Source organism: Psychroflexus gondwanensis ACAM 44 (assembly GCF_000355905.1).
GTDB lineage: Bacteria > Bacteroidota > Bacteroidia > Flavobacteriales > Flavobacteriaceae > Psychroflexus > Psychroflexus gondwanensis.
Map to the genome: position 1 here is coordinate 1 of NZ_APLF01000009.1, position 18,196 is coordinate 18,196.

The window sequence follows — 18,196 nt, forward strand, 5'->3', positions numbered from 1 at the left end:
ACACTTTCGTGTAAGGCTTTTGATGGTCGGGGTGGCAGGATTACCTCCCAAAAGTCGGTGATCCTGAAAATGAGGTTGTTGCTCATTAAAAGCCTAAACGCCTATAGCGTTTATAAGGCTTTTTGTGTTCTCTTCGGTTTTGAAGCAAGCTTCAACCTCTAGAAAACAAAAAAGCCTTACACTTTCGTGTAAGGCTTTTGATGGTCGGGGTGGCAGGATTCGAACCTGCGACCTCCTGCTCCCAAAGCAGGCGCGATGACCGGGCTACGCTACACCCCGAGTGTAGATTTTGTTTGAGTTTAGATGGATCTCGCTTCATCTAAAATATATCAGCGGAGAGACAGGGACTCGAACCCTGGCGACACTTACGCGTCGACAGATTAGCAATCTGCTCCATTACCACTCTGGCACCTCTCCAATGTTTATAAGAACATGCGCTTTTTGCGGTTGCAAATATAACTGCAATTTTGATTTTGACAAAGCGAATTGAGATTATTTTCTAGTTTCTTTTTAACTCATTGGAGTCTGCTCTTCTAGAACAACAATAAGTTCATTCGCCTCTTTCTTTCCGCTCTCTCTCCATACCATTTCACCCAAATTATAGAGCATATAGGTAGGAAGGTTCTTTACTTTTAAGGCTTCAACGAGCTGTGGATTTTTTTCAGCATCAATTTTAATAATCTTTAACCTATCTCCTAAAGCAGCACTCACGTCTTTCAACCGATCGTGGATACCTTCACAGTCTTCGCTCCAATCTGCAAAAAAATTGAGCAGGATAGGTTTTTTCTCATCGATAAGCTCACCAAACTTTGTCATCGAATTCTAATTTTGATTAAATTTAGTTCAAAATACTTCAGCTTCCAAATCTTTTAGGATGAGGTATTTACAGGGTCTGGTGATTTTTTAAATCTCAATTTAGCTCTTAGGACCAAATAAAACATCACAGGAACTATAATTAAGGTTAAGAAGGTTGCGAAAATCAATCCAAAAATCACTGTCCATGCCAAGGGTCCCCAAAAAATCACGTTATCTCCACCCACATAAACATTTGGTGCGTAATCTACAAAGAGTCCAAAGAAATCGATGTTCAAACCTACCGCTAGCGGGATTAATCCAAGTACTGTGGTGATTGCTGTAAGCAATACAGGTCTAAGTCTAGATTTCCCTCCAGCAACAATTTCTTCAAAATACTGCTGTCTGGTAAGCATCTCTTCATCCTCTAAGTCTAACTTTTCTTTTCGTCGGTCGATAAGGATTTGAGTATAATCCACCAGGACAATCGCATTGTTAACAACAATACCCGCTAGTGAGATAATTCCCATCATGGTCATGATAATAACGAAGTCCATTTGGAATATCCCAAGTCCAAAGAAAACCCCGCCTAAACTCAAGATTACTGCCATCAAAATGATAATTGGCTTAGAAATAGAGTTGAATTGTGCTACGAGAATAAGCAGAATCCCTCCTACGGCAAGCAGAAGTGCTTTAAGAAGAAAATCTAAGTTTTCTTCTTGTTTTTCCTGTTCTCCAGTAAATTTATAAGTCATACTTTCTTTCAAGTCAAAATACTGAAGCTCGCTTTCTAGTTGCTGAACAATTTCATTGCCGTTATAGCCGCCGAGGACGTTAGAGTAAACGGTAATGACTCTCTTTAAATCTTTCCGTTTGATAGAGGAGAAGGTCGATGTCTGGGTCTTATCTATTAAAGTAGAGATAGGCGTTTGTATAATCTCGCCTTTATTGTTTCTGAAGGTCACTGGCTGGTTAAAAATCGTGTTTTCATCGTACCGGGTTTCTTCATTAAATCTTACATTGATCTGGTAGTCGTCATCCTCATCCTTGTAAGTGGACGCTTCTTCTCCAAAGACAGATCGTCTTATGACTTGACCCACCTGAGCGGTAGATATGCCAAGTTTACCAGCTTTTGCTTTATCGACTCTAATGTCCATTTCAGGTTTGGATTTATTGATGTCGATTTTTAATTCTTCAATCCCATCGATTCCAGCATCGTCGATAAATTCCCTCATGCGCTCTGCTTCAGATAGCATCTGATCGTAATTTTCACCCTTCAACTCAATATTGATAGGATATCCTGAAGGAGGTCCTGCGGCGTCTTTTTCAACAACAATGGATACTCCTGGGAAACCTCTTACAGACTCTCTTACTTCGTCCAGAACTTTGCTACTTCTTACGCCTCTTCGGAGTTTAAACTGTCGCATAGATAGCGTGACTTTTCCGCGATGAGGCATTTCGTTGGCTTGCCCAGCATCTGTATTAGGGTTTCCAGAGCCTTTACCGACTTGCGATATAGCAGACTCGACCATAAAGTTATAGCCGTTTTCATCTTCGTATTTTTTTAAGGTCTCAAAAATACGTTCCTCTACCTTCTTGGTCAGTTTGTTGGTCTTATGAATGTCTGTCCCTTCAGGATATTCAATATAAGCCATAATTTGATTGGGCTGATTTTCGGGAAAGAACAAAACCTCTGGCTGAATAATGCCAATAAATACAAAAGAGGAAAATAAAATACCTAAAGTTCCAAAAAAGAAGAGATAGGCTCTCTTTTTATAAATCGCAAACTTGAGGAATTTCTCGTAGAAGTTTTCCAATTTCTTTAAAGATCGGAACTGAAAGAAATAAATTGCTTTCACTAAAAATAACTTATAAATCCAAAGTAAAATAGAGGCTAATATGGCAAGATTTCCCAAACCGCGTAAGCCTCCAATATCTAAAATAAACCCTAAACTCAAGGAAATAATACCTATTCCAAGGAGGATAAGACTCCACCGAATCGTTTGTTTATTTTTTAATTTCTTTTCCTCAACTTTCATGAATTTTGAGGTTAACATCGCGTTGATGATCAGCGCCACAAACAGTGACGAGCTTAGGACTACCGAAAGGGTAATGGGAAAGTAGATCATAAATTTACCGATGGTTCCCGGCCATAATCCCAAGGGGAAAAAAGCAGCCAGCGTCGTTGCCGTAGAAGCGATGATTGGCCATGCAATTTCTCCAATTCCTTGTTTTGCTGCGGCGGTTCTACTCATGCCTTGGTCCATGAGTGAGTACACATTTTCTACAACCACTATACCATTATCCACCAGCATACCTAGTCCCATAACCAAACCGAATAGCACCATTGTGTTGAGCGTAAACCCAAGTCCCGATAATATGATAAGCGCTAATAGCATAGACATTGGGATAGCTACCCCTACAAAAAGTGCATTTCTAAAGCCTAAAAAGAACATCAAAACGATAATAACCAAGAGTACACCAAAGATGATGTTATTCACTAGGTCGTTCACTTGGTTTTCAGTCTTTATAGATTGGTCGTTGGATAGGCTGATGTTTAAAGCTTCTGGGAAATAGTTTTCTCTTTCATCATCGACGATGGTTTTAATTTTTTCTACCGCCTCAATCATATTTTTACCAGCTCTTTTCTTCACATCGAGCATGACTACTGCCTCACCGTAATTTCTAGCAAAGGTTGTAGGATCCTTGGTGTGGAAATTCACTTTAGCAACATCCCTTAAATAAACTTCACCTCCATCATCTTTCACCACGATGTCGTAAAGCTCATCTGGAGACTCAATCTCTCCTAAAATCCTGATGTTCTTTTCAAATCCGTTGGATATGATATTACCTCCAGAGATGGTTTTGTTTTCATTACGAATAGAAGTGATAATATCGGTAAAGCTCACCTCCATGGCGGCCATTTTGTAAATGTCTACCGCAACTTCTACTTCTTTTTCATCTACACCTCGAACCGTAGCCTCTTTAATTTCAGGTAGCAACTCTATCTTATCTTGAAGGTATTCTGCAAAATCTTTTAATTTCTGGATATTATAATTCCCCGTAAAGCTAATATTCAGTATAGGAATCATCTCAGATATATTAAGGTCGAACACGTTGGGCTCTACCTTTGCACCATTGTCTAGAGTTGGCCAAGTGGTTTCAGACTTAACTTGGTCTACCTTGTCTTTGATGAGTTGCTTGGCGTTTTGTACTTCTACATCTTCTTCAAACTCGACAATCACCATAGAGTAATCCTGCAAAGTAGAAGAGGTAATTTCTCGAACGCCCTTCACATCCTTAAACACTTCCTCTAATGGTTCCGTGATAAATTTTTCAACATCTTCTACAGAGGTGCCAGGCTCTATAGAACTCACGTATATCTTGGTTTCAACAATCTCTGGGAAATCCTCCCTTGGCATTCCGTAGTAAGCCATTATTCCTCCAATGAGTATAATAAGGCTTATCACATATACGGTCATCTTATTATCTATTGCCCAAGACGATAAGGCAAATTCTTTATAAGTGTTCTTTTTGGCCATTACTTACTTTTTTTGAAAGTTCAACACTCTTACTTTATCATCTTTTTTGATTGTTCTGGCACCTTCAGTGACCACAACATCTGTAGCTTTTAGGCCTTCTAAAACTTCTATTTCCCCTTGATAACTTTTGCCGAGTTTCAACTCACGGAAATTAGCAATACCAATACTATCGTTTTCCATCTGAAGAGAAAACGTAAAGGATTGTCCCGATGCATTCTCTTGCAAAATATTTTCTGGGATAACGATAGCTTGTTTGGAAGTGTAGTCATTTAGTTTTAAAGTAGCAATTAAGTTGGGCTTTACAAAGTCTATACTGTCTGGAATAGAGACTCGCACTCTAAAGTTTCTATTGCTTTCTGAAATATTACTAGAGACTTGAGAAACCTTCCCGATAAAGCTTTTTCCAATAGCACTTAGGGTCACAATAGCTTCGGAGCCTTCGTTGATATTACCAACATAATTTTCTGGAACATTTGCACTAACGTACATCTCTCCTAAATTCAAAATTCTAAAGATTGGCGTTTGACCAGGGGAAACCACCTGACCTTGGTCTGTGATGATTTCATCTATTTTCCCAGAAAAAGGGGCGTAAATTACAGATTTGTTGAGTTGGCTTCGCATTTGGTCAACTGCATTATCAATTTGCTCAAAGGCCGTTTTAGCTTCAAGATATTGTATTTCTGAACCTATATTCTCATCCCAAAGTCGCCCTTGTCTTTCGAATATCGTTTTGGCAAGCTCTCGCTGTGCCTTCATTTCCTCTAGTTGGCTCGATTGTCCTCCATCATCAATTTTGGCTAATTTTTGCCCTTTCTTAACCTGGTCACCCTCTTTGACGTAGATATCTTTTAATACACCTGAAAACTGAGGGTAGATCATGATATTTTGATCTGTAGTGACATCGCCTTGGACAGTGACATAGTGATTAAAATCTTTTGGAACTAGACTTAAAGCTTCCACTAAGGCATACTTTGAAGTATCTTCAAAATCAGCCAATTTTTTATCTAAGGTTTTAACCTGGCTATTGAGTTTCCTCATCGAGGTATTCAATTCCTCACGTTTTTGATTCAGTTCTGCTTTAGATCCATTTTCGACAATATCTTCAATAGATTTTTCTTTGGGACCACAAGACACAATAATAACAAGGGAAAGTAGAGTGAGGTAAGATATATATTTCATGGGTTTAGTTTTCAAAATTTGTAAATGGAGTATTGATGATCTTTTCGATTTCTGCTTTGGAATTGATAATATCTAGCATAGATTGTAGCAATTCGTTTTGTGCAGTGTAGAGTTGTAACTGAGCTTGTCTAAGTTCAAAACTCGTACCGACACCTTCTTTAAATTTGATTTGGTTTTTGCGCTCAATGCGTTCTGCAAGTTTCAGGTTGTCTTTCGATAATTCATAATTGTCTACGGCAAATTCAAAATTGCTTTTTGCATTATTCAATTGAAGGTTAATTTGGTTGATGGCTTCCACCTTTTGGGTTTCTGCTTTTTCCATTTCAATTTTAGCTTTTTGAGTTCGAGCACTTCGTTGAAGAGAACTAAAAAGGGGAACATTCAGGCTTACCCCAATCGTGGAGAATTCAAACCATTCTGCCCGTGAACTAAAGAATTCAAAATTCTCTCCAAAACTGGTTTGTCCATAGTTGGCAAACGCAGATAGGCTTGGCAAAGCTTTGCTTTTTTCTAGTTTCATCTCCAACTCTCTCTGCTTTACCAGATTGTCTGCAATCTTAAATTGGATGGTATTTTCGATTTGAAGATCTTCCGTTATAAGTTCTGCTTCCAAAGCATCTCTATTGGCTAAGTTTTCTAGATCTTCCAGTAATTCGACTTCAGTAGAAATAGGTAAACCCAGCACCATATTGAGACTTTCTTTGGAAATATCTTCCATACGCTTGGCATTATTGAGCTGACTTTGTAATTGCTGGTAAGTAATCTGAAGTTGCTCTACATCTTCTTCTTCGGCAAGGCCATTTTCAAAAGTGATTCGCGTTTCTCTTAGATTTTCTTTTGCAGTCTCTAGGTTGCTCTCTACAATAACAATAGAGTTTTGAGTTAGTAAAACATTACCATAGGCACTCACCACATCTTTTCTTACTTCTAGCTTAGTGCGCGTTTCATTATTGTCTGAATACTCTAAGAAGGTTTTAGCAGCTTGAAGAGCAACGATGTAAGAGCCGTCAAAAATAATTTGGTTAAGGGTCACCGAGGCATTCATGTTTTGTCTAGGTGAAAACTCTACTGGAATAAAAGTTCCTGGCTCGCCATCGACAAGTTCTGCTGGCAGTGGCGTTTGCCTTATGATAGGGTTATATTCATAAGTCAAACCACCATCGATTTGAGGTAAACCATCGGCAGTGGTTTCCCACTTCTGTTTTAGGGCAATAGCCACATCGCGTCTGGCGTTGATGGTAGCATAGCTACTATCTATAGCAAAATCTATAGCTTCTTGTAAGGTGAATCTATAGCTCTTCGGCTCATTTTGGTCCTGAGCATATACACTCATACTCATTATGGCAATGAGACTGAAAATTAACTTTTTCATTCTAGTTGTTGTTTTTCTAGTTCTATTAAGCGTTGCTTTCCTTTGGTATCTACAATACTCCTTAGGTGGTATTTTAAAAATTCTTCGTAAAGTTCTTTAGGTGTAAGTTGGCTGTCCTTAAAGAGCTCTTCATCTTTAAGATTTAACATGCCTGAGATGTAGATCTTGCAGGTGAAAACCTTGTGTAAATCTTTTCTGTAATAATCATCTTTTACACCACGATCTATATTTTTGCTGATGGATTCTTCCATTTTGCAAACTTGAGATTGTCGCATTTTATCGTAAATCCTTGGATAATACTTTTGAAACTGAAATTGAGGCGAGGATTTTTCATTCTTAAGCCTTTTCATCACTACCCTTTTAATTTCGAACATTTCCTCAATAGGATCTAGCTGCTGAATCTGGACTTCGTCTATTTCCTTGTGAATGCGATCTCGAATGTAATAGGCGACTTGCTCGACTAAGTCCGACTTGTTTTTGAAATAACCGTAAAGGGTTTTTTTGGACACACCAAGCTCCTGAGCCAGATGATCCATGGTGACGCTCTTGAAACCGAATTCCAAAAACAAATCTCCAGCCTTATGTAAAATATCTTCTTTCATTTCAGGCTGCAAATCTAAACACGGAAACTTTTTATACAAGAAAAGTTTCCAAAGTTTTGCTAAATTTTAACATTAGGATTTTAGCTTTTAGTTTTTGGACTTTTGAGGAAAAATAAAACCATGGAAAATAGCTTCACAGACATTAAAGGAGGTAGAAATTATATTCAAATTATAAAATGATGAACATATAGGATTGAGCTAGTGTTGGTAGGGGCTAGAGATTAACAAGCCAAGCTCAGTAGAATTGTGTTTGAACGCAAAGCCTTTGCCAAATTAAAGCTCATTGTCGTAGGACTTTCTTATTAATTCTGCTTTGCTATTAATTTCTAAGGCTTTGTAGATGTTTTTAATATGAGTGCGAACGGTGTCTAGGGATACAAATAAATCGTTGGCAATCATTTTATAGCTTTTACCAGCGACAATGCCAGCAACTATTTCTTTTTGTCTTTCGGTAAGCACATTGCTTTTAATCTGCCTTTGTGCAAAGTGGTTTGCAATTTTTCGTGCAATAGCTGGCGACATATAAGACCCACCTTGGTGTACTACCAGAATGGCTTCCAGTATTTTTTTAAGAGATGTTTTTTTAGACAAATAGGAGCAAGCTCCGGCACATAAAGCTTTATAAATACTATCATTATCCTCAAATGTGGTGAGCATAATGATGGATACTTCGGGCAATTCCTTCAGAATTAGGGGAATCCCTTCAATCCCCGACATTCCTAATAAATTGATGTCTAGAAGGATGATTTCAGGATGGTTTTTAGAGGATTTTATAGCTTTAATAAAATCTTCTACCGAAGCTGTAATGAGCAAACAGTCTAGGTGAGGTTGGGCATTGAAGTAGTCACTCAGGCTTTCCTGAATTAAAGTATCATCTTCTATAATGGCTAACTTAATGCTATTCATACTCTATGCTTCAAAACAATCAAAATTTAAATAATATTGCTACTATCTGTAAAGTTATTATATTATACTAGCAATGCAATCACATTAAGATGTGGTTTAGAGTGTGAATGGTAAAAATAGCTTAACCTCAAATCCGTTTTCCTTGTTAAATTCCAGGTGGCCCTTAAGATTTACAGCTCTCATAGTCATATTGGATAAGCCTAATCCAGTTGAGGTATAGCACTCTTTTTTACTCCCATTATCTTTTATAATAAGGCAGCAACCTTTAGTGTCGTTGGTGATAGTGACAGCGGCATGGGTGGCATCAGAATGCCGTAAAATATTGGTAATCGCTTCTTTATAAATCAAAAATATATGCTGTTTTGTGTATGCTGGCAATTTTTTATTTGGGTTTTTAACGTTGAAACTATCCATTTGAAAGGAGATGTCTTTTGGCAACAATAATTCTTCGGCCAACTCGCGCATGCGCTCTAATAAATCTTCGACGGTTTCGCGTCTGCTGTCGATACTCCACACCAAATCTCGCATCTGTGAAATAGCATTTCTGCTAATGCCTGCTATTTTTTGAAGTTTAAATTTATCGGTTTCACTGGCGTTGATTTCCATAAGTTCGGTCTGCATGGCGAGACCAGATAATAACGAGCCAACATCATCATGTAAGTCGCTTGAAATTTTGGTGCGCAAGCGTTCTATTGCCAAAGCTTGTTGCAATCGATACCTGAAAATCGAATAAGCTATGCCAGCTATAGTCAAAAACATTAGGGCTATAAACCACCATTTTTTATAAAATATTTGACGTACATTAATTGGAATGGATAAGATAGAAGCACTATCAATTCCTCGGGAATCTTTTCCTTTTATTTTTAAGATATAGTCACCTGCCGGCAATTGGTTATAGCGAATTGATGCCGAGTTGCCTTGGTAAAACCAACGGTCTTCAAAGCCTTCTAGTTTTGTGCTATACGTGTTTTTTTGATTCTGAAAATAGCTTGGCATCGTCCAATTGATCTCAAAATACTGATCGTACGGAGATAATTCTAAAGCTGTAAATTTAGTTTTGATATAATCCTCTGTAAAACTAGATTTATTTTGGTTGTTATATCCTGATGCACTTAGAAGGCGAAGTTTTGGTGGATTGGATTCCCTAACTATGTCTTCGGGCTTAAACGTATTTAAGCCATTCATTCCACCGAAATAAAAATGACCTCTGCTATCTTTAAAAAAAGAGGCATAATTAAACTCGAAATGTGTTAAGCCATCTTCGGTATAATAATTTTGAAAGATTTCGGTAGTTTTATCAAAATGGGATAAGCCATTGTAAGTACTTATCCATAAGCCATTAGCCTCGTCTGATAGCAAACCAACCACATTGTTATTTGGTAGTTGTTGAGATTCGGTAAAGGTTTTCACAGTATTGCCATCTGCTGAAATATGATTGAGACCACCACCATAAGTTCCTACCCAAAGGCTTCCATCGGTATCTTCTTCAAGAGCTCGAATACAATTTCGTGATATATTTGGAGTTGTTTTTGTTGTAAAATACTTCTCTAAGCGACCCTTTAGATGCACTTTCAGTAATCCATCGTTTTGAGTTCCTATCCAAATAATACTATCTGTTTTACTTTCTTCAAAAAACTTGTAATTTGAAATATCATCTTCTATTTTTGAGTCCTTAAATAGGAGCGTGCTGGTTTCGTTTTCTATATCAAAAAGTACTAATTGTGATAAACTTTGACCGAAAAGCAGTTTACCGTTTCTCAATTTAATCAGCGGGTTTTGGCCTTTAAAAGTAACGTAGTTTCGAAATTCATCATAACGTTGAACGCTGCCATCCTTTAGGTTTATTTTCATTAAGGTCTCACCCAAGGTAAAAACATGTTCTTTTTTGTTGTCTACAACAAAAAAATTAGCCGTGTGTTGAATGGCTTCTAAGTCCACTTTATTCAATTGAATTTGCAGTGTATCCACTTCACCACTTAGGGTTTTGTATAGAAAGGCGTTGTTATTTTCGCATTTCGCAAAAATTGTCCCGTTTTTATCTTCAAAAATACCGCGCATGGTATTTCCCCAACCTTCATTGTTGGACTTAAATAAGGGTTTAAAAAGTTCATCGCCAATCCGTATTTTAAATAATCCATTATCTGTAGCTACCCAAAGTAATTTGTTAGCATCTATAAACAGATCTCTGATTATGGAATACTTAAATCGAGCTTTAAGTTGGGCTGTATAGTCTGTAAACTCACCTTCCGGACTCATCCGGTAAAGCTCATCTAATCCGGAAAACCAGATGTGTTTTTGATAATCTTCTATAGCATTATAAAATTGAATGGGTTTATCAAGGAGGCGTTTATGAGTAAGCTTGTCTTCATCAAAAATATGAATACCGCGTTCTTGTTGTGGAAAATAATAGTGAATATTGCAAGAATCATAAAAGGATACATTAAATTTTAAATCGGTTCCAAACCACTTAAAACTTGACAAATCAAATTTAGCTTCTAAATTTCCATCGGGATCAAATTTCAAACTTCCGTTAGAGGTGCTCCATAATATATGGCCATGGGAATCTGAAATTAATTGGCTATAATCTACTTTACCTCTTAGAATAGCATGTTTAATTTCGAACCGGTCACCATTCAACTTTTGAAGATATTGTTTTGCCTTTCCTTTTTTGGCGGTCTTGAAATCATCACTTACAATCCAAAAACTACCATCTTTATTTTTTAGCAAGAATAAAACTGACCCTATGATGTTATGAGTTTTATCGTAAGTTATCGCTTTGTCAGTCAATGGATTGAGCTTAAATAGTTTTTCATTAGCTATATACCAGAGGTCATTGGTAGCATCATCAATATCCAACCCCGCCATAATATATTCTTTTTCAATAAAAAGGGGATTATTTTTATTTGAATTATAGGTTTTGATATGATATCCATCATAATGCATCAAACCAACCGCTGTGCCCATCCATATAAATTCGTTTTTGTCTTGGGTAATGGATTTGATGTCTCTGTAGGATAAACCTTGTTCGGTTGTAAAAACATCTATTTGAGATGGGCTTTGAGCATAAACAGGATGGACTACCAAAAGTAGACCCACTTGCACTACTAAAACGAACAGGATTCTGAAGAATTTCAAAACGTGCTGATTAACTGTTTTATGAACGCTAACTCCCAAATATACAAAAAGTTAGCTATAAATATCACATCAATATGTGATTGACAAAATTCTAAATATGGATTAGTTTAGTTCTGTTAATTCAAAATACTTAAAAACGCTATTAATTTAAAATCAAACTAGCATGAAAACAGTCAAAACAGTTGCAATTTTATTAGTATTAATGATTGGGCAAGTCACTTTTGCTCAGGAAAAAAGCTACAAAGAAACCGTAATAGAAAATCCTACTGCAGAAGAAGACCTTAAAGTCGTTGCAGATCATTTAGAGGCTATTATGACCAACAAAATGGGTAAAGCTGCCAGCTTACTTGCAGATTCATATGAAGGAAGAGGTCCTGCGTTCGAAGAAACCGAATACATCTATTATGACCAACTCGATTCTCACTACAGCGACAAACCAAATGATTCAACACTATGGACCATAGAACATTTTGTAGAAGAAGTGGAACAGGTTCGTAAAGCTTTGAATTTGGACAAAGATAATTTCTACTTATTAGGTCAATCTTGGGGTGGCATGTTAGCAATGGAATATGCGTTGAAATATCAAGAAAATTTAAAAGGTCTGGTCATTTCTAATATGATGGCGAGCATTCCTGAATACGAAAAATATGCAGCGGAAGTTTTAGGGCCGCAACTACCACCAGAAGTTTATAAAGAAATCAAAGCCTTGGAAGCTGCGGAAGATTTCGGTAACCCACGTTATACCGAACTCGTGATGGAGCATTATTACACTAAACATGTACTGCATAAACCATTGGATGAATGGCCAGAGTTTGTCAATCGTGCCTTCTCACACCTTAATCCTAATATTTACATCTATATGCAAGGCTATAGTGAATTTGGGGTCACTGGAGATGCAACATTAAAAGGTTGGGATGTTTCTGGCAGGTTAAATGAATTGAAAATTCCAACCTTAATGATTGGTGGCAAATACGACACCATGGATCCAAAATATATGGAATGGATGAGTACCGAAGTGCAAAACGGACGAAGTGTAACCACCAACGGAGCACATGTATCACAATATGATGATCCGGAAACCTATTTCTCTGGATTGATACAATTTATAAAAGAGGTGGATGATGGTTCCTTTTAAATTTTGAACAGATAACTGACTTACAACCAACTCACATGAAACATAAAAAATCTTTAAGTATTGCTATTGCTTTAAGTATTTTGGGCATCACAGCCTGGGAAATCTATTGGCGTTCTCAAGGCTATTTTCCAGATCTAGACGATGATAAATACCTTTGGGTAAAAACACGAGCTCTTGTTGAAGATGCTACAGAAGATGATGTGGTTATCGTTGGTTCTTCTAGAGCACTTTTTAATATTCAGCTGGGTCAATGGGAGAAATTAACAGGTATTCAACCCATACAATTAGCAAATGCGGGAGCCACGCCTTTACCCGTATTTCATGATATTGTAGAAAACTCGAGCTTTAAAGGAACTGTAGTTGTAGGTGTAACACCACCACTTTTCTTTTCTACCACCTTTGAACAAGCACCACCTTGGAGTAGAGCATCATCACGATCAGAATTTTATAAAAATCTCACCTATGCTCAACGTCTTAATTATAGTCTATCAATTCCCCTTCAAAATTCATTAGCATTTGTGTCCAATGACGATGAAGCATGGATAGACGACATTAATCTAAAAGCTTTGCTTAAAACCATTCATCTGCCGCCTCGGACAGACAAACCTCAAGAACCTCCATTTAGAAGGTTTCAAGATATAGACATCAACAGAAATGTTAGGATGAAAGAAGAAATGGTGAGTGATACTGCCTTTGCAAATTCTATTAAAACAGTTTGGAAAACGTTACTATCTGGAGATATACCACCACCAGATAAAGAGGCAACCATCGAATACTTTCTGAAAGATGCTGAAAAGTTTACCTCAAGAGGTGGGAAAATTATTTTATTAAGAAATCCCTCAGATGGATTTTTTAAAGATTTAGAAAGTAAGGGCTTGCCTCGATCAGAATTTTGGGACGAATTAGTCACAAAAGCAAATGTACCCGCATATCATTACCAAGACTACAAGGGCTTAAGTGCCTTTAAAACCATAGAATGGTCTCACTTATCGGCTAAAGATGCAGATCAGTTTACAGAAAACTTTGTAAAGATCCTCCTAGAAGACGGGCTCATTACTAACCTTAAAAACAACTAGTTATGCTATTCAACTCATTAACTTTTGTTGTCTTTTTAGTGATTGTTTTGGCACTGTATTATTCAAAGATTCTCAGCTGGACAAGTAAAAAGGGCATGTTGCTCCTAGCTAGTTATCTTTTTTATGGACTTTGGAATCCGCCGCTAGTGATCTTATTATGGATATCAACTATGGTGGACTGGACTGCTGGAAAAAAATTAGCTGCAGAAGAAAGTCAACGCAAAAGAAAATTTTGGCTACTTTTAAGTCTGTTTGTTAATCTTGGGTTTTTAGCTTTTTTTAAATACCGGGATTTTCTATTAGACAATTTTACGAGTGCAGTAAATGCGTATGGTTATGGCTATGAGGCGCAACCTATGGATATTATTTTACCCATGGGTATTTCATTCTACACCTTTCAAACCATGTCTTACACCATCGATATTTATAAGCGAAAAATAGAACCCGCTCATACCTTTTTAGATTTTGCGTTGTACGTAACCTTCTTCCCACAACTCGTTGCAGGCCCCATTGTAAGAGCTCAAGATTTAATCACCCAATTTTATGAAGAAAAAAGAGCCAACTTTAACCAGTTTGCTTGGGGTACTTTCTTATTAACCATAGGCTTATTTCAAAAAATAGTTCTAGCAGACATCCTACTGGCCGATACTTCTGATCAAGTTTTTAGTTCAACAGCTATTCTTCATGGTGTAGACGCGTGGACGGGCACACTCGCATTTTCTGGACAAATATTTTTTGACTTTGCCGGGTACTCAACTTGTGCCATTGGAATAGCATTAATGCTGGGTATTGTGCTGCCAGATAACTTTAAATATCCATATGCTTCTATTGGGTTTTCAGATTTTTGGAGGCGGTGGCACATTACCCTTTCAAGCTGGTTAAGGGATTACATCTACATTCCCTTAGGTGGTAATCAACATGGAATAACCAGAATGTATGCTGCATTAATTATAACCATGCTCCTAGGTGGTTTATGGCACGGTGCGGCTTGGACATTTGTGATTTGGGGCGCTTTGCATGGTCTTTACCTTATAATGGAACGGTTGCTTAGGTCTAAAATTCATATAAAAATCAACGCTATTAACGGGATATTTCTCGCATTGCTTACCTATATCATGGTAAACTTTACCTGGGTGTTTTTTAGAGCGCGAGAGTTCGCTACCGCTAAAAATATGATTATATCCATGTTATTTATAAATGGTGAAGGAGAAAAAATCGTTGAAACATTTGATGTGATCAAAGTGTTTTTACTTATTTCCCTCTTATTTATGTGTCATTGGATGATGAGAAACACCTCTATGAAAGAAGTTTCATTAAAAGTAAACCCATGGATTTTGGGTGTTTTCTGGGCATTCATGGTGTTTTTGATTGTCATCTCACAAGGAAGTGGTGAGCAGTTTATTTATTTTCAATTTTAATACTCACGCATCATTTATGAACCCCTTTAAATAAAGCACCATGAATTTAGGACTAAAAGAAAAAAATGCAATCATTACGGGAGGCAGTAAAGGCATAGGAAGAAGTATTGCCCTAGTTCTTGCAGAAGAAGGTGTTAACGTGGCTATTTGTGTACGTGGCGAGGAAGCACTTCAAACAACTAAAGAAGAGCTTCTTAAAAATGGAGTGAAAGTACATGCCCAGTCTTGTGATGTAAGCGATACTGAAAAGTTTAAAGCTTTTCTTGATGCAGTAAAAAGCAAATTTGCCACCATAGATATATTGGTCAATAATGCCTCTGCATTAAGTCTAGGTAAAGAAGATGCCGACTGGGAAGCTTCTATAAACATTGATTTGTTAGCCAGCGTACAAGCTACTAGAAAATTCGTTCCATGGATGATGGAGTCTGGTACTGGAAATATTCTCTTTATCTCCTCAGGTTCTGAACTTGAAGCGGGTTCTCCTGCGGCTTATGCTGCTGTAAAGGCAGCACTGATTAGTTATTCTAAAACCCTATCTGCACAATTGGCTCCTAATAATATCCGTGTCAATACAAATGCACCAGGTTCTGTTGAATTTAGTGGAGGACTTTGTGAAATGATTAAAGCACACGATCAATCTTTTTATCACCATACCGTAAACAGTATTCCCTTAGGCAGGATGGGAAGACCCGATGAAATAGCAAAAGTAGCGGCCTTTTTGGTTTCGCCATGTGCAAGTTGGGTTACTGGAACTTGTCTGTCAGTAGATGGAGGACAGCATAAAGGGAATTGAAAAAAACACTATTAAAACCAGTAAATTTAAAAACCAATATAATGAAAACAAAAAACCTTGAAAAAGTAGAAGTCAAGATGGAAACACCAGACTACTTCATGCTAAGACCAGAAGTTGAAAAAGCTTATGGCTACTCGCACGCTGTAAAAATCGGAAATTCCATTAAAATCTCTGGTGCTGTAAGTATGGATGATGAAGGCAACCCAACAGCCGTTGGAGATTTTGAGCAGCAAATGAAAAACTGCTATTCAGATTTAGAAAAAGTGTTGAAACATTACGGATGCACCTTTGACGATGTGGTAAAAGAAGATGTGTTTACCACAGATATGCCTAAGTTTTTAGAGTTCGCAGGCTATAGAACTGAAATTTATAAAAACCATTTTCCAACTGGGTCTTGGCTTGGAGTTAAGGAATTGGCATTACCAGAATTTATGATTGAGATTGAATTAGAGGTACATAAACCAAATTAATTTATAAAATCATGAAACACAAAGCAAAAAATTGGACTAAAACAGAATTGCAAGTATACATTTTATTGATGTGTGCCAATGCAGATAAAGAGCAAACGAAAGAGGAACTCAACATGATATCCTCAAAGGTAGATAAGGAAACCTTTGATAAAATGGCAATGATATTTAAAGCCGATTCTGAAGAAAAAAGATTGATAAAGATTAGTAAAAATATCCAACAACAAAGCTATAGTGTGATGGAGTTAGGTGCTTTTAGAAAAGAAATTCACGAAGTTTTTTTATCGGATAATAAATTCACAATGATGGAACAAAGACTAGATTGGACACTGGATAATATTTTGTACTAAAATGAAATAGAGAAACCTCAATACCAGGTTTTTTTATTTCATAATGATACGTCTGAAGAACAATAACCAGTATAAGTGAACTGACAAATTAAAAACGGGTAAGGCCAAAAACCGATAAAGAGTAAGCATAAAATCACAAAATCATGAAAAATAAAGTCGTATTAATTACAGGGGCCAGTAGTGGCATAGGAAAATCGACAGCTGAGGCTTTTGCAGCAAAAGGTGCTCACGTGGTTTTAGCAGCACGTAGAAAAGATGAATTAGATAGCTTAGTGGCCTCAATTAAAGCAGGTGGCGGAAAAGCATCTGCCATTAAAACCGATGTTTCAATAACTAAAGATGTGCAAGGTATGGTTGCATACACCATAGACACGTATGGCCGTTTAGATTACGCTATAAATAATGCAGGTATTGAAGGCGAACTCGCACCCATTACAGAATTACCTGAAGACGTTTGGGATAGCGTGATGAACATCAATCTGAAAGGCGTTTTTTTATGTATGAAATACCAAGCAAAAGCGATGATAAAAGGTGGTCATTCTGGTGCCATTGTCAATGTGGGTTCAGTAAATTCATTTCTAGGGTTTCCCTCAGGTGCTGCCTATGTGACCTCAAAACATGGCCTAGTTGGTTTAACTACTAGTGTTTCTGCTGAGTTAGCACCACAAGGCATTAGGGTTAATTTGGTGTGTCCAGGAATTACAAAAACACCTATGCACGATCGCTTGAGAGATGTCGTTGGCGATGATTTGTACGACAAAGGGCTACTCCCAACTGTACATTTACAACGTGCAGGAAGACCAGAAGAGATGGCAAATGCCATTGTATTCCTTTGCTCTGACCAAGCAAGCTATATAACTGGTTCAACACTCACCGTAGATGGCGGACTGACCTTAACGATGTAAAACATCAATAATTTATTAATGAACACTAAATAAAATTTAACATGAAAACTTTACAAATCGCAGTAATCTCAATGTTTGTTTGTGCATTCTCTTTCCAAACTCAAGCGCAAGAACTAAAAACAGAAAAAGCAAATTTAGAAATCATAAATGGACTCTATGAGTTCTTCGGTAAAGGTGATATCCCTTCTGTTTTAGGGCTAATGGACAAAGAAATTATGTGGAATGAAGCTGAGAGTAATTCCCTAGCAGACGGCAATCCTTACGTTGGTCCAGAAGCTGTATTAAATGGTGTTTTTGGAAGAATAGGTACAACCTATAAAGCCTTCAGCTTAACAGATATTGAGCTACACGATATGCATAATAACAAAGTGTTAGCGACCTTATATTACGTAGTTACTGGAAATAATGGGAAAAACTATGAGGTACAAGCGGCCCACCTTTGGACTTTAAAAGATGGAAAAATTATAAAATTTCAGCAGTATGCAGATACTAAGAAATTGGCAGAGGCGGAGCAAAAATAACAC

At 37.3% G+C, this 18,196-nt stretch carries 15 protein-coding genes and 2 tRNA genes; 8 read left to right on the top strand and 9 right to left on the bottom strand.

Annotated elements, in window-relative coordinates:
- Window positions 1-201: 201 nt before the first annotated feature.
- The 9 genes from PGOND44_RS08850 to PGOND44_RS08890 all read right to left on the bottom strand — a co-directional run bounded on the left by PGOND44_RS08850 (window position 202) and on the right by PGOND44_RS08890 (window position 11,528).
- Window positions 202-279, bottom strand: a tRNA-Pro gene (locus tag PGOND44_RS08850).
- 54 nt (window positions 280-333) lie between these two features.
- A tRNA-Ser gene (locus tag PGOND44_RS08855) sits at window positions 334-417 on the bottom strand.
- 93 nt (window positions 418-510) lie between these two features.
- Window positions 511-816: a thioredoxin family protein gene (locus tag PGOND44_RS08860; protein WP_003440372.1), complete on the bottom strand. Its 306-nt coding sequence runs from the start codon at window positions 814-816 to the stop codon at window positions 511-513.
- Between the two features lie 53 nt (window positions 817-869).
- The gene (locus PGOND44_RS08865; protein ID WP_003440375.1) at window positions 870-4,334 is read right to left on the bottom strand and encodes an efflux RND transporter permease subunit; all 3,465 of its coding nucleotides are present in this window, start codon (window positions 4,332-4,334) and stop codon (window positions 870-872) included.
- A gap of 3 nt (window positions 4,335-4,337) precedes the next feature.
- Entirely contained in the window at window positions 4,338-5,513 is a 1,176-nt protein-coding gene (locus PGOND44_RS08870) for an efflux RND transporter periplasmic adaptor subunit (protein WP_003440378.1), read from the bottom strand.
- 4 nt (window positions 5,514-5,517) lie between these two features.
- Window positions 5,518-6,885: a TolC family protein gene (locus tag PGOND44_RS08875; RefSeq protein ID WP_003440379.1), complete on the bottom strand. Its 1,368-nt coding sequence runs from the start codon at window positions 6,883-6,885 to the stop codon at window positions 5,518-5,520.
- Window positions 6,882-7,487 (bottom strand): TetR/AcrR family transcriptional regulator, encoded by a 606-nt coding sequence (locus PGOND44_RS08880; protein WP_040555966.1) that lies wholly within the window; start codon window positions 7,485-7,487, stop codon window positions 6,882-6,884. The genes PGOND44_RS08875 and PGOND44_RS08880 overlap by 4 nt, the downstream gene beginning before the upstream one ends.
- Before the next feature lie 273 nt (window positions 7,488-7,760).
- Complete coding sequence (locus PGOND44_RS08885; RefSeq protein WP_003440381.1) at window positions 7,761-8,393, bottom strand: response regulator; 633 nt, start codon at window positions 8,391-8,393, stop codon at window positions 7,761-7,763.
- Window positions 8,394-8,489: 96 nt separating this feature from the next.
- A complete protein-coding gene (locus tag PGOND44_RS08890; protein WP_003440382.1) occupies window positions 8,490-11,528 on the bottom strand; it encodes a two-component regulator propeller domain-containing protein in 3,039 nt (1,012 codons plus the stop codon).
- Window positions 11,529-11,730: 202 nt separating this feature from the next.
- Between PGOND44_RS08890 and PGOND44_RS08895 the strand changes: the two genes are divergently transcribed.
- The 8 genes from PGOND44_RS08895 (at window position 11,731) to PGOND44_RS08930 (ending at window position 18,193) form a co-directional block, all read left to right on the top strand.
- Entirely contained in the window at window positions 11,731-12,663 is a 933-nt protein-coding gene (locus PGOND44_RS08895) for a proline iminopeptidase-family hydrolase (protein WP_081606525.1), read from the top strand.
- A 35-nt stretch (window positions 12,664-12,698) separates the two neighbouring features.
- Window positions 12,699-13,739 (top strand): hypothetical protein, encoded by a 1,041-nt coding sequence (locus PGOND44_RS08900; protein ID WP_003440384.1) that lies wholly within the window; start codon window positions 12,699-12,701, stop codon window positions 13,737-13,739.
- A gap of 2 nt (window positions 13,740-13,741) precedes the next feature.
- Entirely contained in the window at window positions 13,742-15,157 is a 1,416-nt protein-coding gene (locus tag PGOND44_RS08905; RefSeq protein ID WP_003440385.1) for an MBOAT family O-acyltransferase, read from the top strand.
- A gap of 40 nt (window positions 15,158-15,197) precedes the next feature.
- Window positions 15,198-15,950 (top strand): SDR family NAD(P)-dependent oxidoreductase, encoded by a 753-nt coding sequence (locus PGOND44_RS08910; protein WP_003440386.1) that lies wholly within the window; start codon window positions 15,198-15,200, stop codon window positions 15,948-15,950.
- Between the two features lie 41 nt (window positions 15,951-15,991).
- Window positions 15,992-16,420 carry a RidA family protein gene (locus PGOND44_RS08915; RefSeq protein WP_003440389.1) on the top strand — a complete coding sequence of 143 codons (429 nt, stop codon included), beginning with the start codon at window positions 15,992-15,994 and terminating at the stop codon, window positions 16,418-16,420.
- A gap of 11 nt (window positions 16,421-16,431) precedes the next feature.
- Window positions 16,432-16,767 (top strand): hypothetical protein, encoded by a 336-nt coding sequence (locus PGOND44_RS08920; protein WP_003440392.1) that lies wholly within the window; start codon window positions 16,432-16,434, stop codon window positions 16,765-16,767.
- 143 nt (window positions 16,768-16,910) lie between these two features.
- Entirely contained in the window at window positions 16,911-17,672 is a 762-nt protein-coding gene (locus PGOND44_RS08925; protein ID WP_003440395.1) for an SDR family NAD(P)-dependent oxidoreductase, read from the top strand.
- A 41-nt stretch (window positions 17,673-17,713) separates the two neighbouring features.
- Window positions 17,714-18,193 (top strand): nuclear transport factor 2 family protein, encoded by a 480-nt coding sequence (locus PGOND44_RS08930; RefSeq protein WP_003440398.1) that lies wholly within the window; start codon window positions 17,714-17,716, stop codon window positions 18,191-18,193.
- Window positions 18,194-18,196: the final 3 nt, after the last annotated feature.

Coding starts and splice junctions, on each gene's coding strand:
- PGOND44_RS08875 (WP_003440379.1), bottom strand. CDS start 6,885: ATGAAAAAGTTAATTTTCAGTCTCATTGCCATAATGAGTATGAGTGTA.
- PGOND44_RS08895 (WP_081606525.1), top strand. CDS start 11,731: ATGATTGGGCAAGTCACTTTTGCTCAGGAAAAAAGCTACAAAGAAACC.
- PGOND44_RS08915 (WP_003440389.1), top strand. CDS start 15,992: ATGAAAACAAAAAACCTTGAAAAAGTAGAAGTCAAGATGGAAACACCA.
- PGOND44_RS08925 (WP_003440395.1), top strand. CDS start 16,911: ATGAAAAATAAAGTCGTATTAATTACAGGGGCCAGTAGTGGCATAGGA.
- PGOND44_RS08900 (WP_003440384.1), top strand. CDS start 12,699: ATGAAACATAAAAAATCTTTAAGTATTGCTATTGCTTTAAGTATTTTG.
- PGOND44_RS08860 (WP_003440372.1), bottom strand. CDS start 816: ATGACAAAGTTTGGTGAGCTTATCGATGAGAAAAAACCTATCCTGCTC.
- PGOND44_RS08885 (WP_003440381.1), bottom strand. CDS start 8,393: ATGAATAGCATTAAGTTAGCCATTATAGAAGATGATACTTTAATTCAG.
- PGOND44_RS08905 (WP_003440385.1), top strand. CDS start 13,742: ATGCTATTCAACTCATTAACTTTTGTTGTCTTTTTAGTGATTGTTTTG.
- PGOND44_RS08910 (WP_003440386.1), top strand. CDS start 15,198: ATGAATTTAGGACTAAAAGAAAAAAATGCAATCATTACGGGAGGCAGT.
- PGOND44_RS08870 (WP_003440378.1), bottom strand. CDS start 5,513: ATGAAATATATATCTTACCTCACTCTACTTTCCCTTGTTATTATTGTG.
- PGOND44_RS08920 (WP_003440392.1), top strand. CDS start 16,432: ATGAAACACAAAGCAAAAAATTGGACTAAAACAGAATTGCAAGTATAC.
- PGOND44_RS08930 (WP_003440398.1), top strand. CDS start 17,714: ATGAAAACTTTACAAATCGCAGTAATCTCAATGTTTGTTTGTGCATTC.
- PGOND44_RS08865 (WP_003440375.1), bottom strand. CDS start 4,334: ATGGCCAAAAAGAACACTTATAAAGAATTTGCCTTATCGTCTTGGGCA.
- PGOND44_RS08880 (WP_040555966.1), bottom strand. CDS start 7,487: ATGAAAGAAGATATTTTACATAAGGCTGGAGATTTGTTTTTGGAATTC.